Origin of the sequence: Terriglobus albidus, from assembly GCF_008000815.1 — a bacterium.
In the GTDB taxonomy this organism is placed as follows: domain Bacteria; phylum Acidobacteriota; class Terriglobia; order Terriglobales; family Acidobacteriaceae; genus Terriglobus; species Terriglobus albidus_A.
The window spans coordinates 3,816,454-3,842,954 of sequence record NZ_CP042806.1; the positions used below are offsets into that span (position 1 = coordinate 3,816,454).

At 56.7% G+C, this 26,501-nt stretch carries 19 protein-coding genes; 13 read left to right on the forward strand and 6 right to left on the reverse strand.

Features of this window, described 5'->3' with window-relative positions; translation table 11 throughout:
• Nucleotides 1-36: 36 nt before the first annotated feature.
• Both FTW19_RS14930 and FTW19_RS14935 read right to left on the reverse strand, forming a co-directional pair.
• Nucleotides 37-861 carry a fumarylacetoacetate hydrolase family protein gene (locus FTW19_RS14930; protein ID WP_147648372.1) on the reverse strand — a complete coding sequence of 275 codons (825 nt, stop codon included), beginning with the start codon at nucleotides 859-861 and terminating at the stop codon, nucleotides 37-39.
• 12 nt (nucleotides 862-873) lie between these two features.
• Nucleotides 874-2,832, reverse strand: a complete 1,959-nt coding sequence (locus FTW19_RS14935; RefSeq protein WP_147648373.1) for a YjhG/YagF family D-xylonate dehydratase — start codon at nucleotides 2,830-2,832, stop codon at nucleotides 874-876.
• A gap of 207 nt (nucleotides 2,833-3,039) precedes the next feature.
• Between FTW19_RS14935 and FTW19_RS14940 the strand changes: the two genes are divergently transcribed.
• From FTW19_RS14940 to FTW19_RS26165, 5 genes are all read left to right on the forward strand, one after another.
• Nucleotides 3,040-4,038: an aldolase gene (locus FTW19_RS14940; RefSeq protein ID WP_147648374.1), complete on the forward strand. Its 999-nt coding sequence runs from the start codon at nucleotides 3,040-3,042 to the stop codon at nucleotides 4,036-4,038.
• Nucleotides 4,039-4,179: 141 nt separating this feature from the next.
• Nucleotides 4,180-4,866 carry a response regulator transcription factor gene (locus tag FTW19_RS14945; protein WP_281292458.1) on the forward strand — a complete coding sequence of 229 codons (687 nt, stop codon included), beginning with the start codon at nucleotides 4,180-4,182 and terminating at the stop codon, nucleotides 4,864-4,866.
• Between the two features lie 14 nt (nucleotides 4,867-4,880).
• Nucleotides 4,881-6,665, forward strand: coding sequence for a HAMP domain-containing sensor histidine kinase (locus FTW19_RS14950; protein ID WP_147648376.1), 1,785 nt, complete (start codon nucleotides 4,881-4,883; stop codon nucleotides 6,663-6,665).
• Entirely contained in the window at nucleotides 6,662-8,146 is a 1,485-nt protein-coding gene (locus tag FTW19_RS14955; RefSeq protein ID WP_246153320.1) for a SlyX family protein, read from the forward strand. The genes FTW19_RS14950 and FTW19_RS14955 overlap by 4 nt, the downstream gene beginning before the upstream one ends.
• The gene (locus FTW19_RS26165; RefSeq protein ID WP_246153321.1) at nucleotides 8,146-8,847 is read left to right on the forward strand and encodes a cupredoxin domain-containing protein; all 702 of its coding nucleotides are present in this window, start codon (nucleotides 8,146-8,148) and stop codon (nucleotides 8,845-8,847) included. The genes FTW19_RS14955 and FTW19_RS26165 overlap by 1 nt, the downstream gene beginning before the upstream one ends.
• 141 nt (nucleotides 8,848-8,988) lie before the next feature.
• On the opposite strand, the gene FTW19_RS14965 is transcribed toward FTW19_RS26165, so the two are convergent.
• Nucleotides 8,989-9,264, reverse strand: coding sequence for a hypothetical protein (locus FTW19_RS14965; RefSeq protein WP_147648377.1), 276 nt, complete (start codon nucleotides 9,262-9,264; stop codon nucleotides 8,989-8,991).
• Nucleotides 9,264-10,178 carry a hypothetical protein gene (locus FTW19_RS14970; protein ID WP_246153322.1) on the reverse strand — a complete coding sequence of 305 codons (915 nt, stop codon included), beginning with the start codon at nucleotides 10,176-10,178 and terminating at the stop codon, nucleotides 9,264-9,266. Before FTW19_RS14970 ends, FTW19_RS14965 begins: the two co-directional genes overlap by 1 nt.
• 335 nt (nucleotides 10,179-10,513) lie before the next feature.
• Between FTW19_RS14970 and FTW19_RS14975 the strand changes: the two genes are divergently transcribed.
• The 8 genes from FTW19_RS14975 to FTW19_RS15010 all read left to right on the forward strand — a co-directional run bounded on the left by FTW19_RS14975 (nucleotide 10,514) and on the right by FTW19_RS15010 (nucleotide 20,624).
• Nucleotides 10,514-10,870 (forward strand): cupredoxin domain-containing protein, encoded by a 357-nt coding sequence (locus FTW19_RS14975; protein WP_147648378.1) that lies wholly within the window; start codon nucleotides 10,514-10,516, stop codon nucleotides 10,868-10,870.
• Nucleotides 10,871-10,946: 76 nt separating this feature from the next.
• On the forward strand, nucleotides 10,947-12,137 hold the full coding sequence (locus tag FTW19_RS14980) for a nucleotidyltransferase domain-containing protein (RefSeq protein ID WP_187142993.1): 1,191 nt from the start codon (nucleotides 10,947-10,949) through the stop codon (nucleotides 12,135-12,137).
• Nucleotides 12,134-14,905, forward strand: coding sequence for an SLBB domain-containing protein (locus FTW19_RS14985; protein ID WP_246153323.1), 2,772 nt, complete (start codon nucleotides 12,134-12,136; stop codon nucleotides 14,903-14,905). The genes FTW19_RS14980 and FTW19_RS14985 overlap by 4 nt, the downstream gene beginning before the upstream one ends.
• On the forward strand, nucleotides 14,902-16,143 hold the full coding sequence (locus FTW19_RS14990; RefSeq protein WP_147648381.1) for a GumC family protein: 1,242 nt from the start codon (nucleotides 14,902-14,904) through the stop codon (nucleotides 16,141-16,143). The genes FTW19_RS14985 and FTW19_RS14990 overlap by 4 nt, the downstream gene beginning before the upstream one ends.
• A complete protein-coding gene (locus FTW19_RS14995; RefSeq protein ID WP_147648382.1) occupies nucleotides 16,140-17,441 on the forward strand; it encodes an oligosaccharide flippase family protein in 1,302 nt (433 codons plus the stop codon). Before FTW19_RS14990 ends, FTW19_RS14995 begins: the two co-directional genes overlap by 4 nt.
• Nucleotides 17,438-18,628 carry an O-antigen ligase family protein gene (locus FTW19_RS15000; protein WP_147648383.1) on the forward strand — a complete coding sequence of 397 codons (1,191 nt, stop codon included), beginning with the start codon at nucleotides 17,438-17,440 and terminating at the stop codon, nucleotides 18,626-18,628. The genes FTW19_RS14995 and FTW19_RS15000 overlap by 4 nt, the downstream gene beginning before the upstream one ends.
• On the forward strand, nucleotides 18,625-19,791 hold the full coding sequence (locus FTW19_RS15005; protein ID WP_147648384.1) for a glycosyltransferase: 1,167 nt from the start codon (nucleotides 18,625-18,627) through the stop codon (nucleotides 19,789-19,791). Before FTW19_RS15000 ends, FTW19_RS15005 begins: the two co-directional genes overlap by 4 nt.
• Nucleotides 19,788-20,624, forward strand: coding sequence for a WecB/TagA/CpsF family glycosyltransferase (locus tag FTW19_RS15010; protein ID WP_147648385.1), 837 nt, complete (start codon nucleotides 19,788-19,790; stop codon nucleotides 20,622-20,624). Before FTW19_RS15005 ends, FTW19_RS15010 begins: the two co-directional genes overlap by 4 nt.
• A gap of 64 nt (nucleotides 20,625-20,688) precedes the next feature.
• On the opposite strand, the gene FTW19_RS15015 is transcribed toward FTW19_RS15010, so the two are convergent.
• On the reverse strand, nucleotides 20,689-24,165 hold the full coding sequence (locus FTW19_RS15015) for a TonB-dependent receptor (protein WP_147648386.1): 3,477 nt from the start codon (nucleotides 24,163-24,165) through the stop codon (nucleotides 20,689-20,691).
• 222 nt (nucleotides 24,166-24,387) lie between these two features.
• Nucleotides 24,388-26,253: a glycoside hydrolase family 2 protein gene (locus FTW19_RS15020; RefSeq protein WP_147648387.1), complete on the reverse strand. Its 1,866-nt coding sequence runs from the start codon at nucleotides 26,251-26,253 to the stop codon at nucleotides 24,388-24,390.
• Between the last annotated feature and the right edge of the window lie 248 nt (nucleotides 26,254-26,501).

Below are 26,501 nucleotides of genomic sequence, written 5' to 3' on the forward strand. Positions count from 1 at the left end.
GGCAATCGCCGGCCCGTTACTCGACATTGTCGCAGCTCAGGCGACGTGATTTTCGAGGGTTCCAATGCCATCAATCGTGATGCGGATTCCATCGCCCGATTCCAACGTGAAGTTGTCCGGTGGCACCACGCCCGTGCCCGTCATCAGGAACACACCGTCCGGGAAGCTGCACTCACGGAAGAGATACCCGGCAAGCTCTTTCAACTCACGTTTCATCTCCGCCATCGAGGTTTCTCCTGTGAAGAGGGCCTGTCCGCCACGGAGGATCGAGATCGAAATTCTGGTGGACTTCGCAATTGGCTCCGTCGCCAGCAGGATGCACGGTCCCAGAGCGCAGGCGCCGTCGTAGTTCTTCGCCTGCGGCAGATAGAGAGGGTTCTGACCTTCGATATCGCGTGAGCTCATATCGTTGCCGATGGTGTAGCCCGCAATCTCACCTTTGGGAGTCAGCAGCATGACGAGCTCCGGCTCTGGCACCGACCATGTGGCATCGCGGCGAATACGCACCGCACTGCCCGAACCAACAGCGCGCTTCCCTGCGGATTTGAAAAAGAGCTCCGGGCGCTCAGCATGGTAGACGCGATCGTAAAAGTCACCACCACCTGCATCCTTCGACTCCTCCATGCGCGCGCTGCGGCTGCGATAGTAGGTCACGCCAGAGGCCCAGACCTCCTGGCTCTCCACCGGAGCCAGCACCGTCAATCCATCGAGTGAAGCGCGCCCTCCACTCTGCGTAGCCGCCTTGGCACGCTGTTGCAATTCGGGGGAGGTTAGTAGTTCATCCCAGCTGGTTGCCGCTACTGAATAAAACGTCTGATCTACCTCAACGAAAGCCCCGGCCGACGTGCGATAAAGTCTCATTGCCTTCTCCTGTTATCCCTGCAGCTTTTGCAGGATTGCATCAACGTCATAGACACAGCCGCCCCACACACCACCGCTGGCCTGCACCAGTGCCGCCCACAGACGCGTGTCGGAAGGTAGACCTGGATGCTGTGCAAGATCAGGCCGGGGTGAGCGCGCCGCAAGCCGCCTTGCTCCCTCTTCCGGGGTGAAGCATTCGTCTCCTTCACCGATCAGGTTCACGGAGCCGTGAAGTTGTTTGCGATCGATCACGATCTCGATCGTGTCGCCGTCCCGCAACTTGCCAACCGGGCCGCCTGCAAGCGCCTCCGGAGATACGTGGCCGATGCATGCCCCCGTCGATACGCCGCTGAATCGTGCATCCGTAATCACGGCGACATGGCGGCAGTACTGCAGATTCTTGAGCGCTGAGGTGATCTGATAGATCTCCTGCATGCCCGCTCCTTTGGGGCCGCTACAGATCAACGCCATCACATCGCCTTCGCCGATGTTTCCCTGCTTGATGGCGGCTATCGCAGCTTCTTCTGTCAGGAAGACTCTCGCAGGACCTGTATGGCGATACACACCATCGGCATCGATCAACGCCGGATCGATCGAGGTGCTCTTGATCACGCTTCCATCCGGTGTGAGGTTGCCGGAGGGGAAACAGACAGTCGATGTGAGCCCGGTAGAACGTGCCCGGTCAGGCGACATGATCACGTCGTCGGCATCGACTCCATCCAGATCGCGCAGGCGCTGCTTCAGAATGCGCCTGCGATCGCTCTGTTCCCACCATTCCAGGTTTTCGCCAAGAGTTGTACCGCTCGCCGTCATCGCGGTGAGATCGAGCAGGCCGGCGTTCCGCAGCTGCAGCATCACCTCTGGGACACCACCTGCCAGAAAAACCTGAACCGTGGCGAAGTTTCTGGGGCCATTGGGTAAAGCATCAACCAGGCGAGGAACGCTGCGGTTCGTATGCGTCCAGTCCTCAACGGTTGGGCGGCGAAGCCCTGCGGAGTAGGCAACGGCCGGAATATGCAGCAGCAGGTTGGTGGATCCTCCAATCGCGGCATGAACTACCATTGCGTTGCGGATGGCAGCGTCAGTCAGCACATCGCGTGTGCCGATGCCGTGCGCCGTCATCCGCAGCATGGCCCGCGCGCTGCGTGTGGCGGCATCGAGCCAGATATCCTGACCCGAGGGAGCAAGCGCAGTGTGCGGCAGGCTGAGCCCCATCGCTTCGGCAACCGCCTGTGAGGTCGCGGCTGTACCGAGAAACTGGCATCCGCCTCCCGGTGAGGCACAGGCCCGACAACCCATCTCTGCGGCATACTCCAGCGTGATCTGATGCTGGGAATAGCGTGCCCCGATGGTCTGTACTTTGCCGGCGTCTTCGCCATTCTCGGGCAGAAGTGTGACTCCACCTGGAATCAGAACACTGGGATAGGTTCCAGAAGACGCGAGCGCCATCATCATTGCCGGCAGCCCCTTGTCGCAGGTAGCCACACCAAGCACACCACGACGTGTTGGCAATGAGCGCATCAGGCGGCGCAGCACGACGGCCGCATCGTTCCGATACGGCAGCGAATCCATCATGCCGTCGGTTCCCTGGGTCCTGCCATCGCAGGGGTCGGTGCATGCACCGGCAAAGGGCGTAGCGTGTAGGTTTCTTAGCTCACGGGCGGCCTCTGTCACCAGCAGGCCCACCTCCCAGTGGCCGGTATGAAAGCCAAGCGCAATGGGCGTCCCGTCCGCCGCGCGCACGCCGCCGTGCGTGCTCAGGATGAGATATTCAGGATCATTCAGCCGCCCGGGCTCCCAGCCCATGCCGGCATTCTGGGACAGGCCGAAGAGATTGCCCGATGGCTGCCGCACCAGCATTTCCGGCGTTATCGGCAGCGCTCCCTCAGGACCGCGCGAGTGCGTCTTCACTGCCTGAAGCAGCGACAGATCGCTGTTGAGAATCGTTTCTATCCCGATCGCTTCAGACATACAAACCGTGACACATGTGTGGAGTGCCGATAAAGTTCGACCCACAAAGAAATGTACAGCAAGCGGCCAGACTCTGGCGACCCCGGTGCTTGAATCACTCAAAGTATCTCAGTTTTGAAGGTGTTAGCCACCGCAGACAAGAAGATGACATTCGACCAACAATTTGGCGAATCCGCCACTTCATACTGATCTTCGACGCAACCCGCAATGAGTCTACCGATCGCCCAACTTGGATTTGAAACAGCCGCACCTCTTCAGGACGGTCATCTGGTACACGGCCCGGAGCTGCACATCCGCCGGCGTTTCAACTGTCTTGGCTTTGCCATCGATCTCACCACGAATCATCCTGAAGTGGAGAGAGCAGCCGCCGAAAGCTGGAGCTCGTCTGCTGCCATCTTTGCCGATGACCCGATTCATATTGCGGTGACCGTCGTAGAGAACGGAGATACCATCTGCCCTCCGGCGCCTGTCTTTCGCTCACTCGGACATGTCGGCATGCATATTGCAGACTCTTCCAATGTGCTGCTTTCAGATATGGAGACAGGCGATTCGCAGATCTGTATCTCGACAGCGGCGTTAACATCGCGTTCGTATCTGCGCTATTTTTTTCTGGAAGCTGCGGCTCTGACAATGATTTCGACACGCTACTGTGTTCCCATCCATGCAGCCTGCGTTTCTACGCAAGACCACGGAGTCCTGCTGTGCGGCGAATCCGCGGCGGGAAAATCCTCCTTCGCGTATGCCTGCGCCCGCTCCGGTTGGCGTTACACCTCCGACGATGCCTCCTATCTCCTGTTGCAGCAATCGCCTTCCACCATTGTCGGCAACTGCAATCAATTTCGTTTTCGTCCAGGTGCCCGTGAACTTTTTCCGGAACTGCGTCATTGTGAGATCACCCCGCGGGCAGCCGGAAAACCGTCGATGGAAGTGCCGGTAACGCAGCTCAAGGGCATCAGAACCCAGCCACGAACTTCGGTAGCCCTCCTTGTTTTTCTCGACCGGGTAGCTTACGGTCCTCCGGCGATTCTTCCCCTTCCCTCCGGCCACGCCCGTTCCTTTATCAGGCAGCACTGGTCCGGCATACGCGAACCGCAGCATACGGCAGTAGATCGGCTGTTACGGGAGGCGCCGGTTATCCGACTCACCTACAGCTTGTTCGCAGATGCCATCCATCACCTTGAGCAGTATCTGCATAGCCTGCGTTGAGCCGAAATGACTTAGTCCGGTCTCCCCCTTGTCACAAGATTGTCACTTTGCTACCTTTTTGGCGGACGTGGGGTTTTTCAGAGTGACAATTACCCCATGCTTCAGATGGGAACTCAAGAATTGACTCAGCCCCCCGTTGTGATGCCGACTCGCACGCATATCCTGGTTGTCGAAGATGATCCGCGTATGCAAAAGGTCCTCCACAGGACCTTCCGTGAGCTTGGATATAGCGTGACAGTCTGTGGTGATGGCAAGACGGGCCTCGACGCCTTCCACAGCATTCGGCCATCAGCCGTCATCCTGGACCTTGTCTTACCCAACATCACTGGACGAGATCTCTGCAAGACGATGAAGGCGGAACGCCCGGAGACACCGATCATCGTTGTCTCTGCCATCAATGAAGTCGCGGACAAGGTTCTTCTCCTGGAATTGGGTGCGGATGATTACGTCACCAAACCCTTCTCTCCAAGGGAGCTGACGGCCAGGCTACAGGTTGCGCTTCGCCGCCAGCAGAAGCCAAGTACAGTCACTACCTATACCTTTGGGGATTGCACCATTGATTTTGCTCGCATGACCGCTCACCGCGCGGGCCAGCCTGTCACACTGACAGCCCACGAATTCAAGCTTTTGAAGTACTTTGTCGAACATGCGGAACGTGTGCTCAGCCGCGAGGAGCTGCTGAACGAAGTGTGGGGGTACAATTCGTATCCAACGACGCGGACCGTCGACAATCAGCTTCTAAAACTTCGCCAGAAACTCGAAGTCAATTTTGCGGAGCCCCAACATTTTCAGACGGTCTACGGCGCAGGGTATAAATTCGTACCGTAGGTCTGAGATTGAAAATGTTAACGAAAGACACGCCAGGCATTCGTACCCGCGTCCTTCTGCTTGCCTCGCTGGTCCTCGTCATTGCGGGATCGACCTCCGCAAGTCTCCTCATTATTCGCGGCCGTCTCCAACAACACGCCCAGGCGGCATTTTCGGCTGATCTTTATCGCTCTGTCGACCTCTTCCAGAAGCTGCAAACGCAAAAGCTGCTCAGCCTGCGCAGAGCCAATGCGCTGATTGCCGATCTTCCCAGCCTGAAGGCGCTGATGACAACCCGGCATCAGCAGACAGTGGCCGATGGCTCAGTCCCGTTCTGGAAGGTGAGCGGCAATGACCTGTTCGCACTTGCGGACCGGGACGGCAACATTTTGGCCCTCAATACCCACCAGACCTCAGCACAACTGCTACCTGCTCTGCAGCAGAAATTTTCAGATCCATCGCAGCATCTTCTGCTTGCGGGTTCCGATCTTTACGAATACGCAACGACGCCGATCTACTTTGGCGATCAGGCGACAGGAACGCTTCTTGGCTACGTCATCAGCGGTTATGCAATCGACCACGAGCTTCTGCAGGATGTAGCCAGTAGCGCCGGCTCCGACGCCGCGGTCTTCCACGGCTCTCAGCTCATCGCCAGCAGCCTGCCGGATGCGCGAGCTACCAGAATCTCTGGCGCGCTGCAGACCATCATTGGAGCATCTGCTCCGGTTCCGGCGGTTCTGAACGGTGAACGCTATCTGGCGATCACGAAAGACTTCGATTCCAGCGAGAATGCACCGCTGCGGCTTGTCATGCTGAAGTCATTTGCGCAGACGGACGCCGCCGAAAAACAGATCAATCGTCTGGTGGCACTGGCGGGAGCCATTGCCCTCGCCGGTGGCACCATCTTGATGCTCCTGCTGTCGCGCATGCTTACCAGTCCCATTGAGCGACTCACCTCGGGTGTTCGTGCCTTCGGCACTGGAAATGACACCTATGCCTTACCCTCCAACGGGACACAGGAGGTCCGCTTTCTAAGCAAGACCTTTGCGCAGATGCGCGAGCAGATACAGACGACCAACTCCAAGCTACTGGAGGCTGAGCGACTGGCCACGATCGGCCGCATGGCTGCATCCATCTCCCATGACCTGAGACATTACCTTGCAGCCGTTTACGCCAACGCGGAGTTTCTGGCATCCCCGAATCTATCGGAGGCAGAGAGAAACGAGCTTTATGAAGAGATCCGGCTCGCTGTCCAGGGCACCACGGAGATGCTGGACTCGCTGCTCATCTTCGGCCGCACCGGCAATGCCCTGCTGCGAACAACGGCATCGGTGGAGGTGATTGCAGAACGTGCGATCACTCTGGTCAAATCGCACCCTGACTCTGATGGAGTCACCGTCACCTTTATCAATAACGCGACGGACACCACCGCGGCCGTGGATGGCCGCCAGATCGAACGCGCTCTATACAACCTGTTGCTCAATGCCTGCCAGTCAGCAAGGCAGAGCCCTACGACGCGCAGTGTCTCTCTTACGCTGACAGCGACTCCGCAAACCGTCACGGCTAGCATTGTCGACTCCGGCCCCGGCGTCCCGGCAAGCATCCGCGACAATCTCTTCGCACCTTTTGTGAGCGAAGGGCGTCAGAAGGGTACAGGCCTGGGACTTACCCTGGCATGGACCGTTGCGCGAGAACACGAGGGCGAGGTGCGACTTGTGGACGGACGTGCCGGTTCAACGACGTTCCTTTTTTCGATTTCTCGCACCCTGCACTCTGCCGACGGAGCCTCACCTGCACGGCATGGGGTATTGACCCTATGACGCGCGAAACCCTCAAACTGCTGAGCATGATCCTGGTTTTCGCGCTGCTGTCATCTACGAGCGGGGCGCAATCTCCTGCGCCTGGAAACCCTTCTCAAGCGCAGGAGACGCCGGAGCAAAAAATCACTCGTCTTTCAATGACCATCACGCAGGTACAGTCGCAGGTGGAGGAATATCAGAAGCAGCTTCAGGAGATGCAGCGACAGCTCGCGGAACTGAAGCAACAGCTTGCCGCATCAGGGGCTCCTGCAACTTCAGGCGGGACACCACCCTCTCAGCCTGCTGCAACGCCAACCCTCGAAGAGCGTGTTGACGCACTGGAATCTGCGGTCGCCACCCACGATTCGTTGAAGGTTGAGTCCGAATCGAAATATCCGGTCTCAGTCACCGGCCTGGTGCTCTTCAATACTTTTGTTAACACACACCGTGTCGACGTTCCGGCCACTCCGACCTACGCCCTGCGAGGTGGTGGAACCACTGGCTTTACCATGCGTCAGACGGTACTTGGCATCGATGCACGCGGGCCGCATCTCTTTGGCGCGACCAGCCGAGCTCAGATCCGGACAGACTTTTTTGGCTCCGCTACAAATTCCGAATACTCCGCGGGAGGTCTTATCCGTCTTCGCACCGCCCGGGCTTCCCTGGACTGGAAGAATACCGAGGCATTCTTCTCGTACGATCGGACGATACTTGTTCCCGATGCACCAACCTCTTTGGCCTCGGTAGCCGTTCCCGCGCTCTCGTGGTCTGGAAATCTGTGGACATGGAATCCGCAGGTTGGCGTTAGCCAGTCGATCCCTCTATCGCCGACGTCGAAGCTCACGCTACAGACGGCTTTTATCGACGTTGGTGATCCACTGCTGCCCTCGGCTACTAGCGGGTCGGCTTCTACACTGGCAGAGCGAAGCAGATGGCCGGGTGTTCAGTTCCGCGCCGGCAGCAGCTTTGGCCCGGCCGACCGCGAAACGCGGTTCGGACTTGGCGGTTACTTCAGCCCGCATCGCGCCGCCGATGGAAGTCGGTTCGATGCGTGGGCGGCTACGGCCGATCTCCATCTTCCTCTTGGGAAGTACCTTCTGCTTACCTCGAATGCCTACCGTGGGCAGGCATTGGGCGGACTTGGCGGTGGTGGCTATGCCGACTTCATCTATCGTGATTACGAAGGGGCCACTGCACTTCGGCCAATCGACGATGTCGGTGGGTGGGCTCAGCTTGCCATCAAGACCGGCCGTTTTGAAACCAACCTTGCCTATGGCCTCGATAACCCCTTCAGTAAGCAGATCCGCTCCCGGACGGCCAGTTCGTCGGCTCCCTCATATTCCGGGCTGACACGCAACAGCACAGTCATGCTGAATACGATCTACAGCCCGAATGCCTACCTGCAATTCTCACTCGAGTACAAACGGCTGCAATCAACTTTCCCAAGCCGCGACCGCTATGCAAGCGACGCAATTGGACTCTCAGGGGCTTATCGATTCTGATGACTATCGGCGCCATTCTTCGCAACATCGCAGCCGTCTGCCTTGTCGCATACACATTGCCCTCCGCTCAGGCATCAGAGGCAACCGCGCGGTTGCGCCTTACAGACGCAGCGTCAGCGAAACGACCGGCAAAGCTTCCTCCAGCCGTGCTTTGGCTCAAACCACTAAGCTTCACACCGCCTCCGTTCCCTGCCGGACCCAACCCGGTCATGCTTCAGAAGAACAAAACTTTCTCGCCTCATCTTGTAGTAGTTCCTGTAGGCGGGAACGTGACCTTCCCCAACGCAGACCCGTTCTTTCACAACGTCTTCTCGCTCTTCGATGGCAAGCGATTTGACCTGGGCCTCTACGAAGCGAACTCGAGCCGCTCGGTTAACTTCTCTCGCGAAGGTATCTCATACATCTTCTGCAATATCCATCCGGAGATGTCGGCAGTCGTTATCTCACTCAGCACGCCATACTATGGCATCGCCGATGCCGGCGGGCAGTTTCGTCTTATAGGACTCCCTGAAGGAGAGTATGAGATGCGTGTGTGGGTAGAAGGCGAACGCCAGCCGACACTCGACCGCTACACCAGGCGCGTCCACATCGCCGCGGAGAACGTCAACCTCGGCGATATTGCGATTGAACACCCTCAACCCACACAGCATCTGAACAAGTTCGGTCAGCCTTATGGCCCGTCAGATCATGAGATCTACTAGAGCATTTTTCCTGTAGGTGTAGCGCAGGGCTTGTGCATCTATGGGCGTTTCCTCAATGAAAACGCCGCTGCCCGCTCCTCCCGGGATACCCAGCAACAGGAAGAATGCTCTAATTCGTAGCCACGTCGGCAGAGTGGAAGCTTACGGATTGAAGAAGCGCAGCAAAGCCTCTTCATCCTTCTTGCTGAGCGATGCCCGCACCCGCATGTGCCTCACGATCGTTCCAGAGATTCGCGGCGAAAAACCCTGTGGCGCGTTGTGACAACGCGAGCAGTTCTGCTGAAAGACAAGTTCCCCTGCGCTGGGCGTACGCTTTGGTTTCGGCTTGGCGGGGGTGGCGGGCGGCTGCTGCTGCGCAAAGCACGGCAAAGCAATGGCAAGCAGGAAGGCCAGGATTCCATTTCGTCTGGTGTGCATTACTTCTTCCCCTTCCATGCCGGGAATAAAAACCGGTAAGTCATATTCGCCGCCCAGATGTTCTTGTCACCGGCAGTTGAAAATTGCCGTGAATAGCTTGCCCGCAACCGGACCTCGTGCGGAAGGTTGTAGGCGAGTCCGAAGTCTGCCAACCGCGTATTCACACCTGGCAGGCCATCCGAGGAATCGGGTTTATTGCGGAAGGTCTGCTGCATCCGAAAAGCCGGCTGAAAGCGGCCTACCCAACTGTTCTCTCCGCCCCAGAAGATTGGCCGCATTTCAGCTTCGAACCAGTATCCGGAGGAGTGTGCCCCATGCGCATACTCTGACCGGAACCGGACTCCGGTATTCGCAGGCTCCCACCAGAGATGAACTCCCTGAAAGTTGGCCTGTTGCCCCTGAAGCAGCCGGCCGTACGACGTACCAAGCTCCAACCGCTGCTTCGGAAGATAGACAGAGACACGCCCGCCCGAGGACCGCTGCGCGAGGAACTGTTCATTCCCGCTCCGGGCCGAGAAATACGCAGCGTAGTCGATGGAGAAAGAAGAGCGGGAGACTGCAGAGCCGCGCACCATGCCACCCGTGCCCGAGCTGGCCATGGTTCCAAGCGGAAGAATCAGCGGGCCATTTTGAAAATTGCCGATCCAGATGGGTGTCAGCCTCTCGTTATACGTACCAAACGGGGTTAGATAGCTGCCCGCTACAACCGTGAGATGAGGAGAAACAAGGAAGTCTCCCTGGAGATAGGTCAGCGCGGCATAGTGTGACGTGTCGTAGCCATGTCCATTCGCGGTGAACGACTCCAGAATAGTCGCCCTGGTTTCAACCAGCACATGATCGCCGAGAGGCACAGCGGCGAGCGGAGAGATGACCGGAAAGTAGCTGTTCTGGCCGCCATTCCGGCTGACGAACATGCCCCCGCCTCCCGAAATAATAGGCGTCGTCTGTGCCAGCAGCGCTATCCCGGGAAACAACGCCGACAGGACGAGATAACAAAGCACCCTATGGATGGGTATCCAACGCTTCACACTTTGCATGAGGCCGACGATACCGAGACACGTTCCCGAATGTGTCCCGGGTTCGTCGCCGCTTTGTCAAAGCATTGTCACCATGGCACCCAACATTTCCCTGACAATCACCTGACAGACACATGACAACACTGTTTTAGCGGCTAACTAGAGTCAACGAATCGAAGGATCCCCGTTGTGGATGATCTTTCACTGACGATCGTTGCAGGAGCCGATAGCCGATGAAATTTAAGTGGATCCTTCTTACTTCTTTCACACTGATGTCTGCGCTCTCATTCCGCCCGATTCACGCGGGCACTGAGCCGCACCGTATCGAAATTTCAGCAAAGCGCTTTGAGTTTTCTCCGTCAGAGATCACGGTCAAAAAGGGTGAACCGGTCGAACTCGTAATTCAAAGCAGTGATGTCACTCACGGGCTCCAGTTTGCCGACCTGGATCAGAAGGTCCAGATCAACAAAGGGACCCCCGCAACACTTTCATTTACTCCCGAAAAGGTCGGTGATTTCACCGGTCAGTGCTTCATCTTTTGTGGGACCGGCCACGGCCAGATGGCTCTTACGCTCCACGTCGTTGAGTAGGGTTCGACAAATGCAAGTTCCGCGCACGTCCGTACGACCACCGACCAGACGACATGACCGTCTGCGGCAGGCTGTAATGGATTTTTTTTGCTCCAACAGCATCGATCATCTGCAAGGCCTCAATCCCTCGGCGACGGAATGGTGTCGCCTGCTGCAATGGCTACACGTGAGCGGGCTTGCACTCTACTTTTTTGATCGCCTTACATCCCTGCAATTGTCAGACCGTCTGCCACCTGCCATTCACGAGGAACTGGAACAGGCATTTACGGACAATACCCTGCGCTCAAGGGCATTTCTCGAAGAGACTCTACGACTCAATCGCGCGTTCCAGGATGAGGGCGTTCTGTACGCCAACCTGAAGGGCATCACGTTGTGTCCTTTCTCGGTCCCTCGCATGGAGTTGCGCTCTCAGCTAGACCTCGACTTTCTCGTCGATCCCGCCTGTGCCGAACGCGCTCACGCAATCCTCGAACGATGCGGATATCGCCTGCACGCTGTAAGCGGCAAGAGTATGGAGTTCAAGACGCCTGGGCGTTCCAATCCCAGGCTAAGCGACCTCTACAAAGTTACGCCCCACCGGTCGGTCGAGTTGCACGTGGAGCCGGAAGGTTCGCCGCGCCTCCATCGAGTGGAGTGGATACGACGAGAAGGACTCTCCATGCCCTCGCTATCACCGGTCGATCACTATCTCAGTCAGGCGCTCCACCTGTTTAAACACATCCGCGGAGAATTTACACGGCTCTCCTGGTTTCTTGAATTCAGACATCATACGGAGGCACGTAAGGCAGATAGCATTTTCTGGAACGACTTCCTCTCACTCCTGCAGGACGATAAGAAGACGGCCCTTGGGTACGGCATTGCGGCGACAACCTCCCAGGAACTCCTGGACAGATTTGTTCCCTCGCACGTGTCTGCCGTCACCGAGCCCCTGCTCTCCATGGCAACACGGTACTGGATCACGCGCTACAGCCGCACTGCCCTGCTTACCGATTTTCCTGGAAGCAAGCTGTACCTGCTTCTTGAAGAAGAACTGACCAGGAAAGAAGCCTTCGCAGGGCGTTCGGTACAAGCAGCACTGCTTCCGCGCCGGCTTCCCCCAGGCATCAACTGCAAACCCGAACAGGATTCCCTGTCCGCCAAGCTGTATCGGTTGCGGCAGCAGGTTCCCTATGTCTTTTTTCGTCTTCGCTTTCATCTGGTTGAAGGAGCGCGTTACCTCATGGCGTCTATGCAATGGCGGCAGTTTCTTTCAGGGAGTGCGCAATGAAACGGCTCGTCCTTATCTGCTGCTGCATCTTAGGGCTATTCACGCGTCTGCCGGCACAGACACTCTCCTCTTCCGGCACGGACGACACACAGACAGCGCAGCAGGAGAGCACGCGTCCCCAATCTCTGACAGACACCAATACTCAGGAGGGCTCCGCCTCCTATCTCGAAGTAGTGCGGGTTCTACAGGACAATCCCGATGCGATGATCGAGGTCAAGACGGTCATTGCCGAATACCTGACGCAACAGGGCAATCCCACCCAGCCGGACTCGATCTCAGACCAGGCTCTCTATACGCGCCTGCAGACCAATGCGGAGCTCCGTAACAACGTCATCACCTTTCTTCGCTCCCGCGGCTATCTCTCCGATGCTGAAGCACCTGGCACGACCTCTCCCACCGACCCAGGTCAGCGCAGCCTGAGACCGTCCACCGACAGCATGACTGATAGTACAGATCTACTGTCCAGCAGCACTGCGTCACGAAAGATGCCGAAAGAAGCCGTTACACCAAAGGAGACTCGGGAGCGGCAAGAGGATCCGAGCACGCGTGAGCGAGTGCTTCATCGAGATACGCCGTATAACCTGGCATCGCTCCGCGACCTCTACACGCAGATTCCGCAACCCTCACGCTCACTCAAGCGCTTCGGTTCCGAGGTCTTTCTCCGTAGAAACAGCCAGAACGCACCGACTACGCCCGACATCGCAGCCGATGTGCCCCTTGGCCCAGAGTATGTGTTGGGAGTAGGAGATAGCCTGACCATCGCTCTCTGGGGCAGCGTTTCTCAAAACCTTCAACGTACCATCGATCGCGAAGGCAAAATTGTCCTGCCCGAAGCCGGTGCAATCGAAGTCGCTGGGATCTCCCTGGAGAAGGCAAAGCTTCTTGTGGCGGACCGGCTGCGGACACAGTTTCGCGACATTCAAGTCGAGCTCTCGGTCGCGCGTCCGCGGAACATCCGCATCTATGTCGTCGGTGATGTACAGCGGCCCGGAGCCTACGAGCTGACCTCCGTCTCCTCGCCACTCAGCGCACTCTATGCCGCCGGTGGCCCCACAGCAGTCGGGTCGCTGCGGATACTGCGGCACTATCGCGGCACCCGCCTTCTGGATGAAATCGACCTCTACGATTTCATGCTGCATGGCGTCCGCTCTGAGATCAGGATGCAGTCCGGCGACACGCTACTCGTTCCTCCCTCCGGACCCCAGGTCTGGATCGACGGAGCGATCAAACGTCCTGCCATCTACGAATTGAAAGGAAATACAGCAGTCTCCACTCTTGTAGAAGATGCCGGTGGGCCTGCCCCATCAGCGGAGACGGGGCAGATTCGAATTGAACGAATCACGCCCGATCATCAGCGGGAAACCGTCGCGTATGATCTGCGCACCTCGCAAGAGAAACCGGTCTATCTTCGGGATGGGGATCATCTCTTCGTTGGCAGTGTTCTTCCATACAGCAGCAAAGTCATCTACGCGGAGGGACATCTCGTTCGGCCGGGGCGCACGGCGTATCACGATGGCATGCGCATTACAGACGTCCTGCACAGTTATCAAGACCTGCTGCCGGAACCAGCGGACCGGGGCGAGATTGTGCGCCTCCAGGCTCCTGATCTGCGGCCAACGACAATCGAGTTCAGCGTCTCGGAGGCGCTTGCAGGCAACGTCGATCTCACCCTGCAGCCATTCGATACGATAAGGGTCTTTGGACGATATGAGGCCGATGCTCCCCGCGTAACCATCGCCGGAGAGGTGTTGCGTCCAGGTATCTATCCGCTCTCCGAAGGGATGACCGCGGCGGACCTGGTACGCACTGCGGGCGGCTTCAAGCGCGATGCCCTGCTGGAAGCTGCTGACCTTACCAGTTATCAGATCGCGAATGGGAACCGCGTCGTCAGTCAGCGTTCTTCGATCCCCATCGGAGCCGCGGTCGCAACGCGAAAGAGCTCCTCCGATGTTGTACTTCGTCCCGGAGATGTGCTGACCATCCATCAGATCGCCGGCTGGAACGATATCGCTGCCTCCATCACGGTGGAAGGTGAGGTCTCCTATCCGGGTTCTTACGGAATCCAACAGGGAGAACGGCTCAGCTCCATTCTGAAGAGAGCCGGAGGCTTCCGCGAGACAGCCTACCCAGCTGGAGCCATCCTCATTCGTGAAGAGGTTCGAGTCCTTGAAGAGAAGACTCGCCAGGAACTGATCCGTCAGATCGAGACAAGCTCTTCTGCTGCCCGGCTCGCACCTGCGGTCTCTGCCAACGATCAGTCTTCAACACTGCAGATTATTCAAGCGCAACAGGAGCAGGTGCTGAACCGGTTGAAGACCCAACCGGCGGTCGGCCGCCTTGTCATACACATATCCAGCGACATCGCCTCATGGGAAGGAACCCCGGCGGATATCGAGGTACGCGCGGGTGACGTCATCCGGATTCCGAAGCGGCCTGGCTTTGTGCTTGTGAATGGGCAGGTCTATAACGCCACAGCGATCACCTTTGCTGAAGGTAAATCCGCCGGGTGGTATCTCCGCCGCGCAGGCGGAGTCACCGAGGTTGCAAATGAGAAGCAAATTTTCATCATTCGCGCCAATGGCTCTGTCGTCGGACGCGACAGCGGCTTCCTGCCGCGCAGTGTGCTGTCTACCAAGCTCAACCCTGGCGATGTGGTCGTCGTCCCACAGAAGATCCTTGGGGCGTCTCTTTTCTGGAGAAATCTCCTGACAACGGCACAGCTGGCCTCCTCCATTGCGATCACCGCTGCTGTGGCAGGTGTGCTATGAGCGAGACTCCGGTCTGGGTTCACAACGGTGGGATCCTATGGCGGCATCGGCGGTTGCTGGTGCGTGTTTTTCTCATCGCCGCGGCCTGCTCTCTCACGCTGGCATTTGTGATCCCGAAGCGCTACTCATCTACGGCGATGATCATGCCGCCGGCGAATACAAACTCCAGCTCGGTCATGATCGCAGCTCTGGCGGGGCGGGCTCTCGGAGGCGGCTCCAACAATAGCTTCAGTAGTCTCGCCGGAAGCTTACTCGGCACAGGAAACACGACAGCACTGTACATCGACCTCATCAAGAGCGGCACGATCAGCGATCACCTCATTGAACGCTTCGAGCTCCAAAAGGTCTATGACAAACGTTATCGCATCGACACGGCCAAGAAGCTTGCGCGGCGCACTTCTGTCGCTGAGGACAAAAAGAGCGGTGTTATCACGATCACGGTAGAAGATAGTGACCGGGTTCGCGCTCGCGATCTGGCTCAGGGATACCTCGACGAACTGAACCTTCTTCTCACGCATACCGCGACCACTTCGGCACACCAGGAACGAGTCTTCATCGAGCGGCGGCTACAGACCGCACATACGGACTTAATCCGCGCGCAAAAGGAACTGAGCAACTTCTCAACCTCACATACAACCATCGATATCAAGGAGCAGACGCGAGCCATGGTTGATGCGATGGCGCGCGTCCAGGCGGAGCTGATCGCCGAACAGTCAAGTCTGAGTTCTCTTCGCCAGATCTATGGCGATCAGAACATCCGGGTCAAATCTGCCGAGTCGCGTATTGGAAGCCTTCAGCAAAGGCTAAATTCCATTGCCGGACCATCCAACTCCGGTGTGGACGTTCCAGTATCGAACGATCAGCCGTATCCTGCACTTCGCAGCCTGCCACAGCTGGCAGTTCCCTATGCCGAGCTGTATCGCAACCTTCGTATCCAGGAGACCTTATTCGAACTGCTTACGCAGCAGTACGAGCTATCGCGCATTGAAGAGGCTAAGGACGTTCCGGTCGTTAGTGTCATCGACACGCCTGGTATTGCAGAAAAGAAGTCATTCCCTCCCCGCACATTGCTCACTCTCGCTCTCACCGTGATGAGCCTTTTGATTACCGCGGCCTTTCTCCTCATTCGAGATCGCTGGGAACAAATACCGGCAGAGACACCACAGAAGATCTTCCTGCAACAGATAGCGGCCTCTGGAAACCGCGTCCTTCATCGAATCCCAGGAGTACGCAGATGAAACGGCATCTGGCCAATGCGGCGTACGGCGTCATCGACTATCTTGCGTTTCCATTGGGAATGCTGATTGTCGCGCCCGTCGTGCTGCATCACCTCGGAGCCGCGTCGTATGGCCTTTGGACCCTAGTTACCAGTGTTGTCACGATTGGCAGCGTTGCCGCTTCGGGCTTCGGTGATGCCAATATTCAGAGGGTGAGCCGCTGGCTTGAACAAGACGATCCCGTCGCCATCAGGCGCACCGTCCGCAACTCCTTGAGCATCCATCTCGTTCTTGGATGTCTGCTGGCAACCATTCTGCTTGCGTTTGCCAGTACAGCTGCAGCACGCTTCACGCTGGTTACACCTGAGTTGAACCACCAATGTTTCCTCAGCCTTTGCCTTGCGGCGCTGATCGTACTTGCAAGGGCGCTGGAAACAGTGTGCGTCAGCACACAGCGCGCCTTTCTGCGATACGCCGCCAGCATCCGAATCAGCCTGTGCGCCCGCGTTCTTACGCTCGTAGCCGCCGCATTTCTGAGTATCCTGCATGCGTCGATCGTCTCGATCGTAGCCGCAACGGCTCTCATCACCGCGGTAGCAACAGCATGGCAGTTTTATGAACTGGCGAAGCTAATGCACGTGCGCTGGATCGCTCCTGCATTTCATCCGGATGTACTCAGAGACCTCTTCAGGTTCGGAATCTATAGCTGGCTTCAAGCCGTATCGGCCGTCATCTTCGTCCAGATAGATCGCATCTTCCTGGGCATGCATCTCGGCATGCAGGCTGTCGCAGCGTATGCCCTGTGTCTTCAGCTATCGCAGCCTCTCTATGGAATCGCCGCCGCTGGTCTTCATTTTCTCTTCCCTCACTTCGCATCGGGCGCCGGCACCAGGCACGATCAAGGGAGACAGGTTCTCATTGCCACTCTTTGCAACGTCGTCCTGGTAACGATCGGAGCAGCAATTCTTGTGACGTTTGGGCGTCCGCTGTTGCGTATATGGGCTTCGAGCGCGATCGCGGAAGCCTCAGCCGGTGTCCTCCCGCTCGCCGTCATCAGCACAGCGTTTGCCGGCATGGGCGTCACGGCCACATATACCTTGCTCGCCCATGACCATTCCCGGACGGTAATGCTCTTCAACGTTATTGGCGGAGCCGTCTCTATCTGCCTGATGCCTTACCTGCTTTCGCGTTTTGGCATCGTCGGTCTTGCAGCCGCGAGGCTTCCTTATGGTGTCGCCAACCTGCTGCTCTATCTCCCGCTCTTCTCAGTGCTTACGGCACGTAACCTCCCGGTTGCTGCCTATGAGGAGGTGCGATGATGCCGGCCGAAACTCTTGCATATCCTGTCTCGCGCACATCCACGTATCTCTTTCCCGCGTCCGTCGGCTTCTACTTTGCGGCGCGGCTGGCTCTCTCGTACCTCTTCTTTCAGGCGGAACCGCGGACAGGCGCCATCGCAGGCCTTGCTCTGAATCTTGCCTTCCTTGTCGGCTCACTCTTCTATCTCTTCGGCGGCCATGCGCACACCGTGCCTGTCACGACGCCTTTCCGTTGGGCTCTCTGCTTTCTGACAGTCTCTCTGGTCAGCCTTAGCTGGAGCGTGACCGTCTCGATTCCGATTGCGGCGGGTTACTGGAGTGGCATGGCCGCCGATGTCGCCATCGTCTGGATGATCCTGCGTTACCAGCCGCTCACGGACGCCGGCGAGTCTCTCATGAGGGGCTACGTGTGGGGTGCATGTTTCATTGCGATCGTGACATGGTTTTCGCCTACCATGCAGGATCTGCGTCCCGGTGATGACGAGTACTTCAGCCCCAATGCCATCGGCTTCATCTGCGTCTTAGGCGTGTACTTCTCCCAATACCTCAACCGCGCGGCACGAGGCTGGAGATTTGCTCCTGTCTTTCTCTCTATTACTTTGATGCGAACTCTAAGCAAGAGCACCATTGTCGCTTTCTGCATCGCTCAGGCTTATCTCCTGCTGCGTGACCGTACCGTATCAGCCGCCACCCGCAGAACTGCGATCCTGGGCGCCATCGTCATCTTCGCTCTCTTCTGGCCCCTTATCAGCAGCTACTACGTCGTCTATACGAATGCAGGCAATCAGGCCGAAACGCTTACCGGACGCGTTGGAATATGGGGCTTCGTTCTCCTACGCGCTTTGGAGAGCCCATGGATCGGACACGGCTTCCACGGATTTCGGAACGTGATTCCGGCGTTTGGCGACTTCGAGGCATGGCACGCCCATAACGAAGTGATCCAGCAGTTTTATACCTACGGCGTTCTCGGCCTGGTTATGTTCGTCGGCGTCTACACCAGCTTCTACCGGCATATCCGCCGGGCAAGCTCTCAGGTACGGACACTGTTCCAAAGCCTGCTGTTCTTCATTCTGATCCGGGGCCTTGCCGATACCGATCGCTTCGAGCTCTCTCTGCCGATGTGGGCCATCCTGCTCATAAGCACTTTGGTCTATGTGCCTGCACTTCAGGACGGGGTGACAGCATGAATCTGCTACTCGCACTCGTCTCCGCCTCGGAATATATCTCCGGCATTCAGCGCCATGCCCTCGACCTCGCGCAGGGCCTTGCGCTTCATTCCGACATCGACTCTCTCCACGTTGTCGCCTCACCCTGGCAGGAGGAACTGCTTCGCGCTTATCTGCCGGCCTCTCCGCGATTGCAAATTCACTTTGCCAGGATCGGCATGTCACCGATCGAGAGAAACGTTTGGTACTACACGCAACTCCCTCGACTTGCGAAGACATTACGGGCAGACGTGGTCCATCTCGCATATCCGATGCCGGTCAGAAGATCGCGCGACCATGCGACGATCGTCACACTGCACGATCTCTATCCGATCGATTCGCCGCAAAATTTCACATGGCCTCATGTCCTGGTGAATCGTGCGGTCCTGACGCAGTGCCTTCACGCGGCGGACGCTATCGGGTGCGTCTCACACAGCACCCTGGATCGGCTGACGCAGTACAACTCCCGAATAGCAGCGGGCAAAGCGCGAGTCATTCACAATATTGTCGAACCGCACGACGCTGCCCAGCCGACGCCACGCTCAGGGCATCCATTCGTTCTGTGTATTGCACAACACCGCCACAATAAAAACATCCCGCTCGCACTTTCTGTATTTCACTCTCTCCTTTACCGGAATATCGTTTCCCCACTGACTCGATTCGTACTTGTCGGGATACAGGGACCGGAATCTACGGCCATTCGAGCGTGGATCAATACCCTTGGTCTTGTCGATCATGTCGACTTTTGCGCAGGCATCAGCGATGCAGAACTGAACGCTCTGTATACCAGCTGTGAGTGCGTGCTGGCTCCCTCCCTGACCGAGGGGTTTGGGCTGCCTGTCGTTGAAGCACTGCAGCGCGGCGCACGTGTCGTCTGTTCCGACATCCCTGCCTTTCGTGAGATGGCCGACGGCCTTTGCACCTTTGTGCGGCTGTCAAGCCATGGCAAGGAAGACTTTATCAACGCCGCGGCCGCGGCGCTGAAATTACCCAGGCCCGCACCATCCATCTTTCCTGAGCTCTCTGGTGAGACGATCGCCGCCAAATGGGTCAACCTCTACCAACAGGTAATCGCTGCCAAGGCGACGCGGTACCTGGCGACTCGTGGCGCCGATGTCGTTGAGAAAGGAACGCACCTCTCATGACTCACCAGAAAAAAGTAAATGTTCTTGGAGTTTCTATTGATCCCGCAAACATGGAACAGGCGGCAGGAGCGATTCGCCAGCTTCTGGATCAGGGACAGAAGGGCTTTATCTGCATGGTCGGCGTACACGGTGTGATGGAAGCGCAACGAGACCCCGATCTCGCGGCAATCTATGACGCAGCTACTCTGATGCTTCCCGATGGCATGCCCACTGTGTGGGTCGGTCATTGGCAAGGTTTTGGCGAGATGCGCAGGGTCACCGGCCCCGATCTCATGCTCGAGATCTTTCGCCGGCCTGAGTTTTCCGGTGTTCGGCACTACCTGTACGGCGGAAAATCCGGTATTGCCGAAGAACTGAAGCAAGCGCTTACACGGCGATTTCCTCATGCGCAGATCGTCGGGCACTATACCCCGCCCTTTCGCGATCTGAATGTGCAGGAATGGGAGTTCGTGCGTGCGGAAGTACAACAGCTCAAGCCCGACATCATCTGGGTCGGCATCAGTACGCCGCGGCAGGAGAAGTTTATGTATCACGCCCTCGCAGGACTCGATACGACCCTCATGTTCGGAGTCGGCGCAGCCTTTGACTATCACACCGGCCGCATCAAAGATGCCCCGGAATGGGTAAAGACGATAGGAATGCAGTGGCTGCATCGTCTTATCCAGGACCCAAGGCGACTGATGGCCAGATACCTTCGCAACAACCCCGCATTTGTCGGAAAGATCATCCTTCAACTCCTGAGAGGTACGTCTCCGGAGATACAGCGACCAACCATAGCTCAGCAGCCAGAGTACAAATTGGCAGTCAAGGCAGTGAAACATTCCAGACGATAATTGACTGGCATAAGAAAAAGGAGAGGCAGTCGGCCTCTCCTTTCTTTTTTGGGTTGACAGCTGCTTAGAACAGAATGCGAGCACCAAGCTGCATCTGCCGTGGAGGAAACGCCGAGGAGATGGTGCCGAAGTTGCTGTTGCTCGTGTTCAGGTTAAGGCCGTTGAAGTTCGTGCGGTTCAGAACGTTGAACATATCTACCTGAGCCTTCAGGCGGACGCGTTCGGTGATCGGAAACACCTTGGAGAGCGTAGAGTCAAGTTGAGCGAGGCCAGGTCCAACGACGCCACCGACTGGAGCGTTCCCGTAGTGATTGGCTTGGTTTTTAGCCGTTTGAACATAGGCTTTGGCGGAGTCATTGCAACCTTCCGGAGCGCTTTTCGGGGCACCGTTGTTGAGGTAACCGCAGATGCCGGCATGCTGGTTATAAACGCGCACTCCAGGAACGTAATCGGCACGGACAGTACCAAGCTGAATTGTCGAGGTCTGCTGGATGGTGTAGTAAGCTCCGCTCTGTAGCCGCGCTACCCCACTAAGCTGCCAGCCGCCTGCCGCTGTTCGCATCAGGAACGACCTTCCTTGCAACTCAGGGGCCTGAATGACGAAGCTAGCGACAAAGGCATGACGCCGGTCATTCGACAGTGGACCGTAGTTGTAGGCCAGATTCTGCCAATTCTCTAGCGTGATGTTGTTGCCGGCGGAGTCTCCAAGAGCCTTGGAGAAGGTATAGGCAAGCGTCGTCGTGACAATACCCTTACGCTTGGAAGCAAAGACCTGCAACGCGTTGTAGTTGTAATTGGAGTCGAAGCGATTGGAGCTTATCGAGTTAAAGCCCTTGTAGGGATTCAATGAGGCAATGGATATAGGCGCCGTCGCCGGAGGAGCTGGGTTTTGATTTGTGTACGCACTCATCACATCGGGAATGTTGATGTTGGGCTGCCGCAGTTGGTGGCGGGAGACGCTACCAACGTAATTGGCTTCAAAGAGAACCGCCCACGGAAGCTGACGCTGGATGCCCAGACTGTACTGCCATGTGTAAGGATTTTTGTTTTTGGGATCCACTGCATTGATCGTCGCCTGCAGACCAGTGTTGGACGCTGAAAGCGATGTCAGCGTAGCCAGGTTTCCGTTCGTAAACTGCGTGTTCTGCAGGAATGGAGCAAGATTGAGCTGGCTGAAGACCAGGTTGCCCTGCGGGCGGTAGAAGAACAGTCCTACTCCGCCACGAATCGAAGTTTTATCATTTGCCGCGTACGCGAAGCCAAAGCGAGGGCCAACGGCGCCGTTCATCTTATAGAAACCACGGGGCGCTCCCGCAGGAATCTGGGAGAAGAGCGCGGTGTTGACGTTCGGTACGCGCTTCTGCTGATCTGCAGGTACACCGTCTCCTACCCGAATAAGGCCGTTATAGGGATTGCCAACACCGGGATTCACAATGGATCCGCCTGGACTTACGGTAACCGCATTCGCCGGGTTGTACACCGCAGGATCGAAGTTCGTCATGTTGTTGCCCTGAGCATAGAAGGGCTGCAACCACTGGAAACGGACTCCATACTCCAGGCTCAGCCTGCGGGTCGCTCTCCACTGATCCTGGACAAACCACTCGATCTGGTTGAAGCGGAAGTGCCCGACCGGATCAGCACTCGCCTCTGAGTAGTTCTGAAAGTTCCCCAGGAATGCATCGGCAAGCGAGTAGCAGGTCGTGTTTGCGTTGGTTTGGCGGCAGTTGGTTGACGCAGCAGACGATGTAGCGTTCTGACTGAAACCTACGGTGCCGGTATAGTTTGAGCGGCCGTTCTGATCGACACGATCGCGAATATAGGCGAAACCGAACTTCATGTTGTGGTCGCCCTTCACGTAGGTGATAGTGTCCGCAACCTGAATATCAGTGGACGGCGAAAGGAGAGAAAAGTTTGGTCCCTGGAAGCCGGCGAAGTTGGAGATATTGATGATCGGAATTCCGTTCGGATACGGCCCAACTCCCGGATAGAGCTTTTGGTACTGGAAGCCGAAGGTCTCACGTTTCCAGTTGTTGCCGTACGGAGGAATACGCTGTGCGGCCCAGCTCGCATTTGCCTGTGCCTGATTGATCAGATTAGGACGGATAGTCCAGGTCTCACTCAGCAGATAGCTTTGTCCAGGCCGGTTACGCTGGGTAGGCGTAGTGTTGAGAATGCCGGTGTTTGAGAACGTGCCGTAAGGGTCTATCAGAGTGTTCTTGTCATGGATCCACCGGCCAAAGAGCGAATGACTCTGGTTGATGACGTAGTCAAAGCGAACGAGATCCTGATGAAAATCCAGAGGATTCGACGGGGCAAGCGTAAGGTTATTGGCCTGGAGCGAATCGCGATAGCTTAGGCCACCCGCGATGATCGTCTTGTATATACTGCCGATCGCTTTTCCATCCGTGCTCATCTGGCTGGCAATATTGTTGAACGGGATCGGGTTCGCCGTACCTGGATAGTACAACTGGCCATAGGTGTTGGTCGGCGCGGAGCATACACCAGCACCGTTAAACGAACCACCGGCGGATGTGCAAAGCGCCGAGAAATCACCGTTCAACATTGCCGTCGTCGGTACGTTGAAGGTGGTGGCCACAGCCTGTGCCCGCAGGCGCTTCCACTCCTCACCCACAAAGAAGAAGAGTTTGTTCTTGATGATCGGGCCGCCAATAAAGAATCCGAAGTCGTTATAGATCAACTGGGTCTTCTTCTTGGCGATATAGTTGGTCGCATCCAGATAGTTGTTCCTGGCAAATTCAAAGACACCGCCATGGAACGCGTTTGTACCGCTCTTCGTCACGATATTGAAGGTGGGTCCCTGGGTTCGCCCATATTCAGCCGAAGAGTTCGATGTGTTGATCTTTACCTCTCCAATGAAGTCAGGGCCGACGTTGTTCATCAGCGAACCATTGGAACCGGCTACCTGGTTGTAAGCTCCGTCTACAGTCAGATTGTTCGAGTCGGAACGGTTACCGTTAATGGTCTGATTGTTCGAAGCCAGAGAGGTCGTGACCGAGAAGATGTCCGGATTCGTGACCACAGCGCCCGGCACCAGCGTCAGCAATTGGGTGTAGTTCCGTCCGTTCAGAGCCAGGTTTTCTACCTGCTTTGAATCGATCACACGCGCCAGTTCACCTGAAGTGGTATTAAGCGCCTCAATTGCGCCTCCCTGAACCTCTACAACCTCCGTCGTGCCGCCAAGGGAAAGGCTGAAGTTCGAGGTCAGCTTTGCGTCCGCTGAGATGCTCATGCTGCTCTGCTGTACCGTCTTGAAGCCCTCATGGGAGACAGCGAGTGTATAGATGCCGATCGGGAGATTGGTAACAATGTAGCTGCCGTCCTGATCGCTCTGGATGGTGCGGGTATTTCCTGTGTTCTGTTCCGTAATTTTGATGGTTGCTCCCGGCAGGCTGGCGCCGCTCACATCGGTGACTGAGCCGCTGATCTGCCCGAAGCTGGTCTGTGCCTCCATGCGTCCGCTGGCTGAAAACACCAACAGAAGCAACACGCACGTGGCCATGCTGTATAGGAATTTCTGCATCTGTAACCTCCAAAGCCGCCGTTCTTCCCGGTCAGCCAAAATCACTGCGGTTTAACTTGAAGCACTCAAAATCTGTAGTTCTGAGGCCGCCCGAGATTTTGTTGCATCTTTGGAAGAATTGTCAAACGGTAAGAATGCAGGCCGCTTTAATCCAGAAAATGAATAAAAGCGTCCCTCACAGGAGTGAGGGACGCCAATCGTTTGTTTCCGGTTGGAAAGAAGTTACTCCGGTTTCACAGCCGGGTCTTCGGTATACGTCTTCACCACCAGGGGAACGCTCATCTTCTTCTCCATCTTTTCCGAGAAGAGCCCCTTGCGGTTGTACCCATCCTGTAGCTTGGGGATGTTGCGGGTAGACGAACGGAAATCCATCAGGACCCATGGCGTCACCCCTCGCATCTGTGGAATCTTTCGGATCATCGCGAACTGGTGCTGCAGCACGTTAACCTGCTGCTCTTCCGTCCAACGGTCATGGGGACCACCATGATTCCCGAACTTGGCCTCCGCCCCGAACTCAGACATGATGAAAGGCTTCTGTGGAAGTATCCAGGTCTTGCGGTCGGCATCTTCGGCAGTTCCCTCATACCAGCCGATGTATTGGTTCTGGCCGACGACATCCAGTGCATCCATCAGCGGATCCTCCTGCATGATGCGATCCTCACTCACCCTGGGACCGATCAGCGCTGACGTGATCAGGCGGGTTTGATCCTCATGCCGAGCCTCGTTGGCAAGCGCAGTGAGAAATCTGGTGCGGTCGGCATTATTGGGCGTTTCATTCGAAACCGACCAGAAGATGATCGCGGCCTTGTTCCGGTCGCGGCGGATCATCTCATGCAGCATCACAACGGCCTTGTCGTAGACCTCCTGCTTGCTGAACGAGATTCTCTGCCACAACGGAATCTCAGACCACACCATAAGCCCTTCACGATCTGCCTGCCGCACCATCCGTTCGTCATGCGGATAATGGGCAAGCCGCACAAAATTGGCGTGGATCTGGTGAAGCATGCTGAAGACGTTTTTTACATCTTCATCGGTGTTCGTACGTCCCCCGCGAATGGGGGCTTCCGCATGCATATTGGCGCCCTGCAGGGCGATCGCCTTGCCATTCAAGAGAATGCGCGTGCCGTCGACGCGGATGTCGCGAAAGCCGATGTCGTCAGTGAGTGCGTCAGTCCCTGCCTGCAGTTCGACCTTGTAAAGCTTCGGCGAACCAGGACTCCAGAGCTGCAGCCCGTTGACCTTCACCTCGAACATCGCTTTCCCATTGCCGTCTGTGACCGCTGTCGTTGAGGCATTGGCTTCAGGAATCCGAACGGTGACGCTTCTTCCCTCTCCTGCACCTTCCACATGAACATAACCGCTCACGGTGTTGGCATCGGCTGCGGAAAAGGACGCTCCACGCTTTAGATGAACGTCATAGTCGTCGATAAACTCCGACGGCACCGTAACCAGCGATACGTCCCGTGTGATGCCGCCGTAGTTGAACCAGTCATAGTTGACGCTGGGAATATCGTCCTGATGCCTTGTGGAATCCACGGCAATCACAACAAAATTATTACCGGGTTTAAGTAATGAAGTGGCATCGCAGTCGTAGGGCGTAAAGCCGCCTTCGTGATTGCAGAGACGTTTTCCATTGACCCATACAACCGAGCGGTAGTTTGCCGCGCCCACGTGGAAAAAGGTACGTGTAGCAGGCGTCGGCTGGAACTGGAAATCCCGCTGGAACCATACCACTCCTTCGAAATGAAAGAGCGTCGGGTCCTGCGTATTCCAATCACCAGGAATCTTCATTGTGGGCGCAGTGCTGAAGTCGTATTCGGAGTTATGTGGCCCGCTGCTGATGTTCGGATGGGTATTGAGTGCATACCCGTTATCGCGGATGTTGCCCTTCTCGTCATAAAGCTCTCGTGCCGGTGGCTGCTCAACCAGATAGTGCCAGGGCCCATTCAGAGAGATCGACTTTCTATGATCGACGCCTACCAGCAATGTCCGGAGCGGTGTCTGTGCCACGAGCATCGATCCAGTTGCAGAAACAGCGAACGCCATTACCAAGGCAAAGTGAGTCATCCTGCATGTCAGGTCTTTCATTCTTCTCCCTTTATTTAAGCGTTGCCCATCCCGACTTCAGATCGGGCAACAGGTCTTTGATGGTTTCGCGGCGGCAGTATCAGGGGAAACTCCAGCGGAGGAGAAGTCTACAGAGGTGCTACGAGATTTGTCTCCTTCAGCGCCGAAGCTATCTCAATCGAACCGCGAAGGAAACACACCGCTGGGCGCAAGTCACCCTACAACCAGGACATCATCAATAGGAACACTTCCGTAACATTTTTGTGATG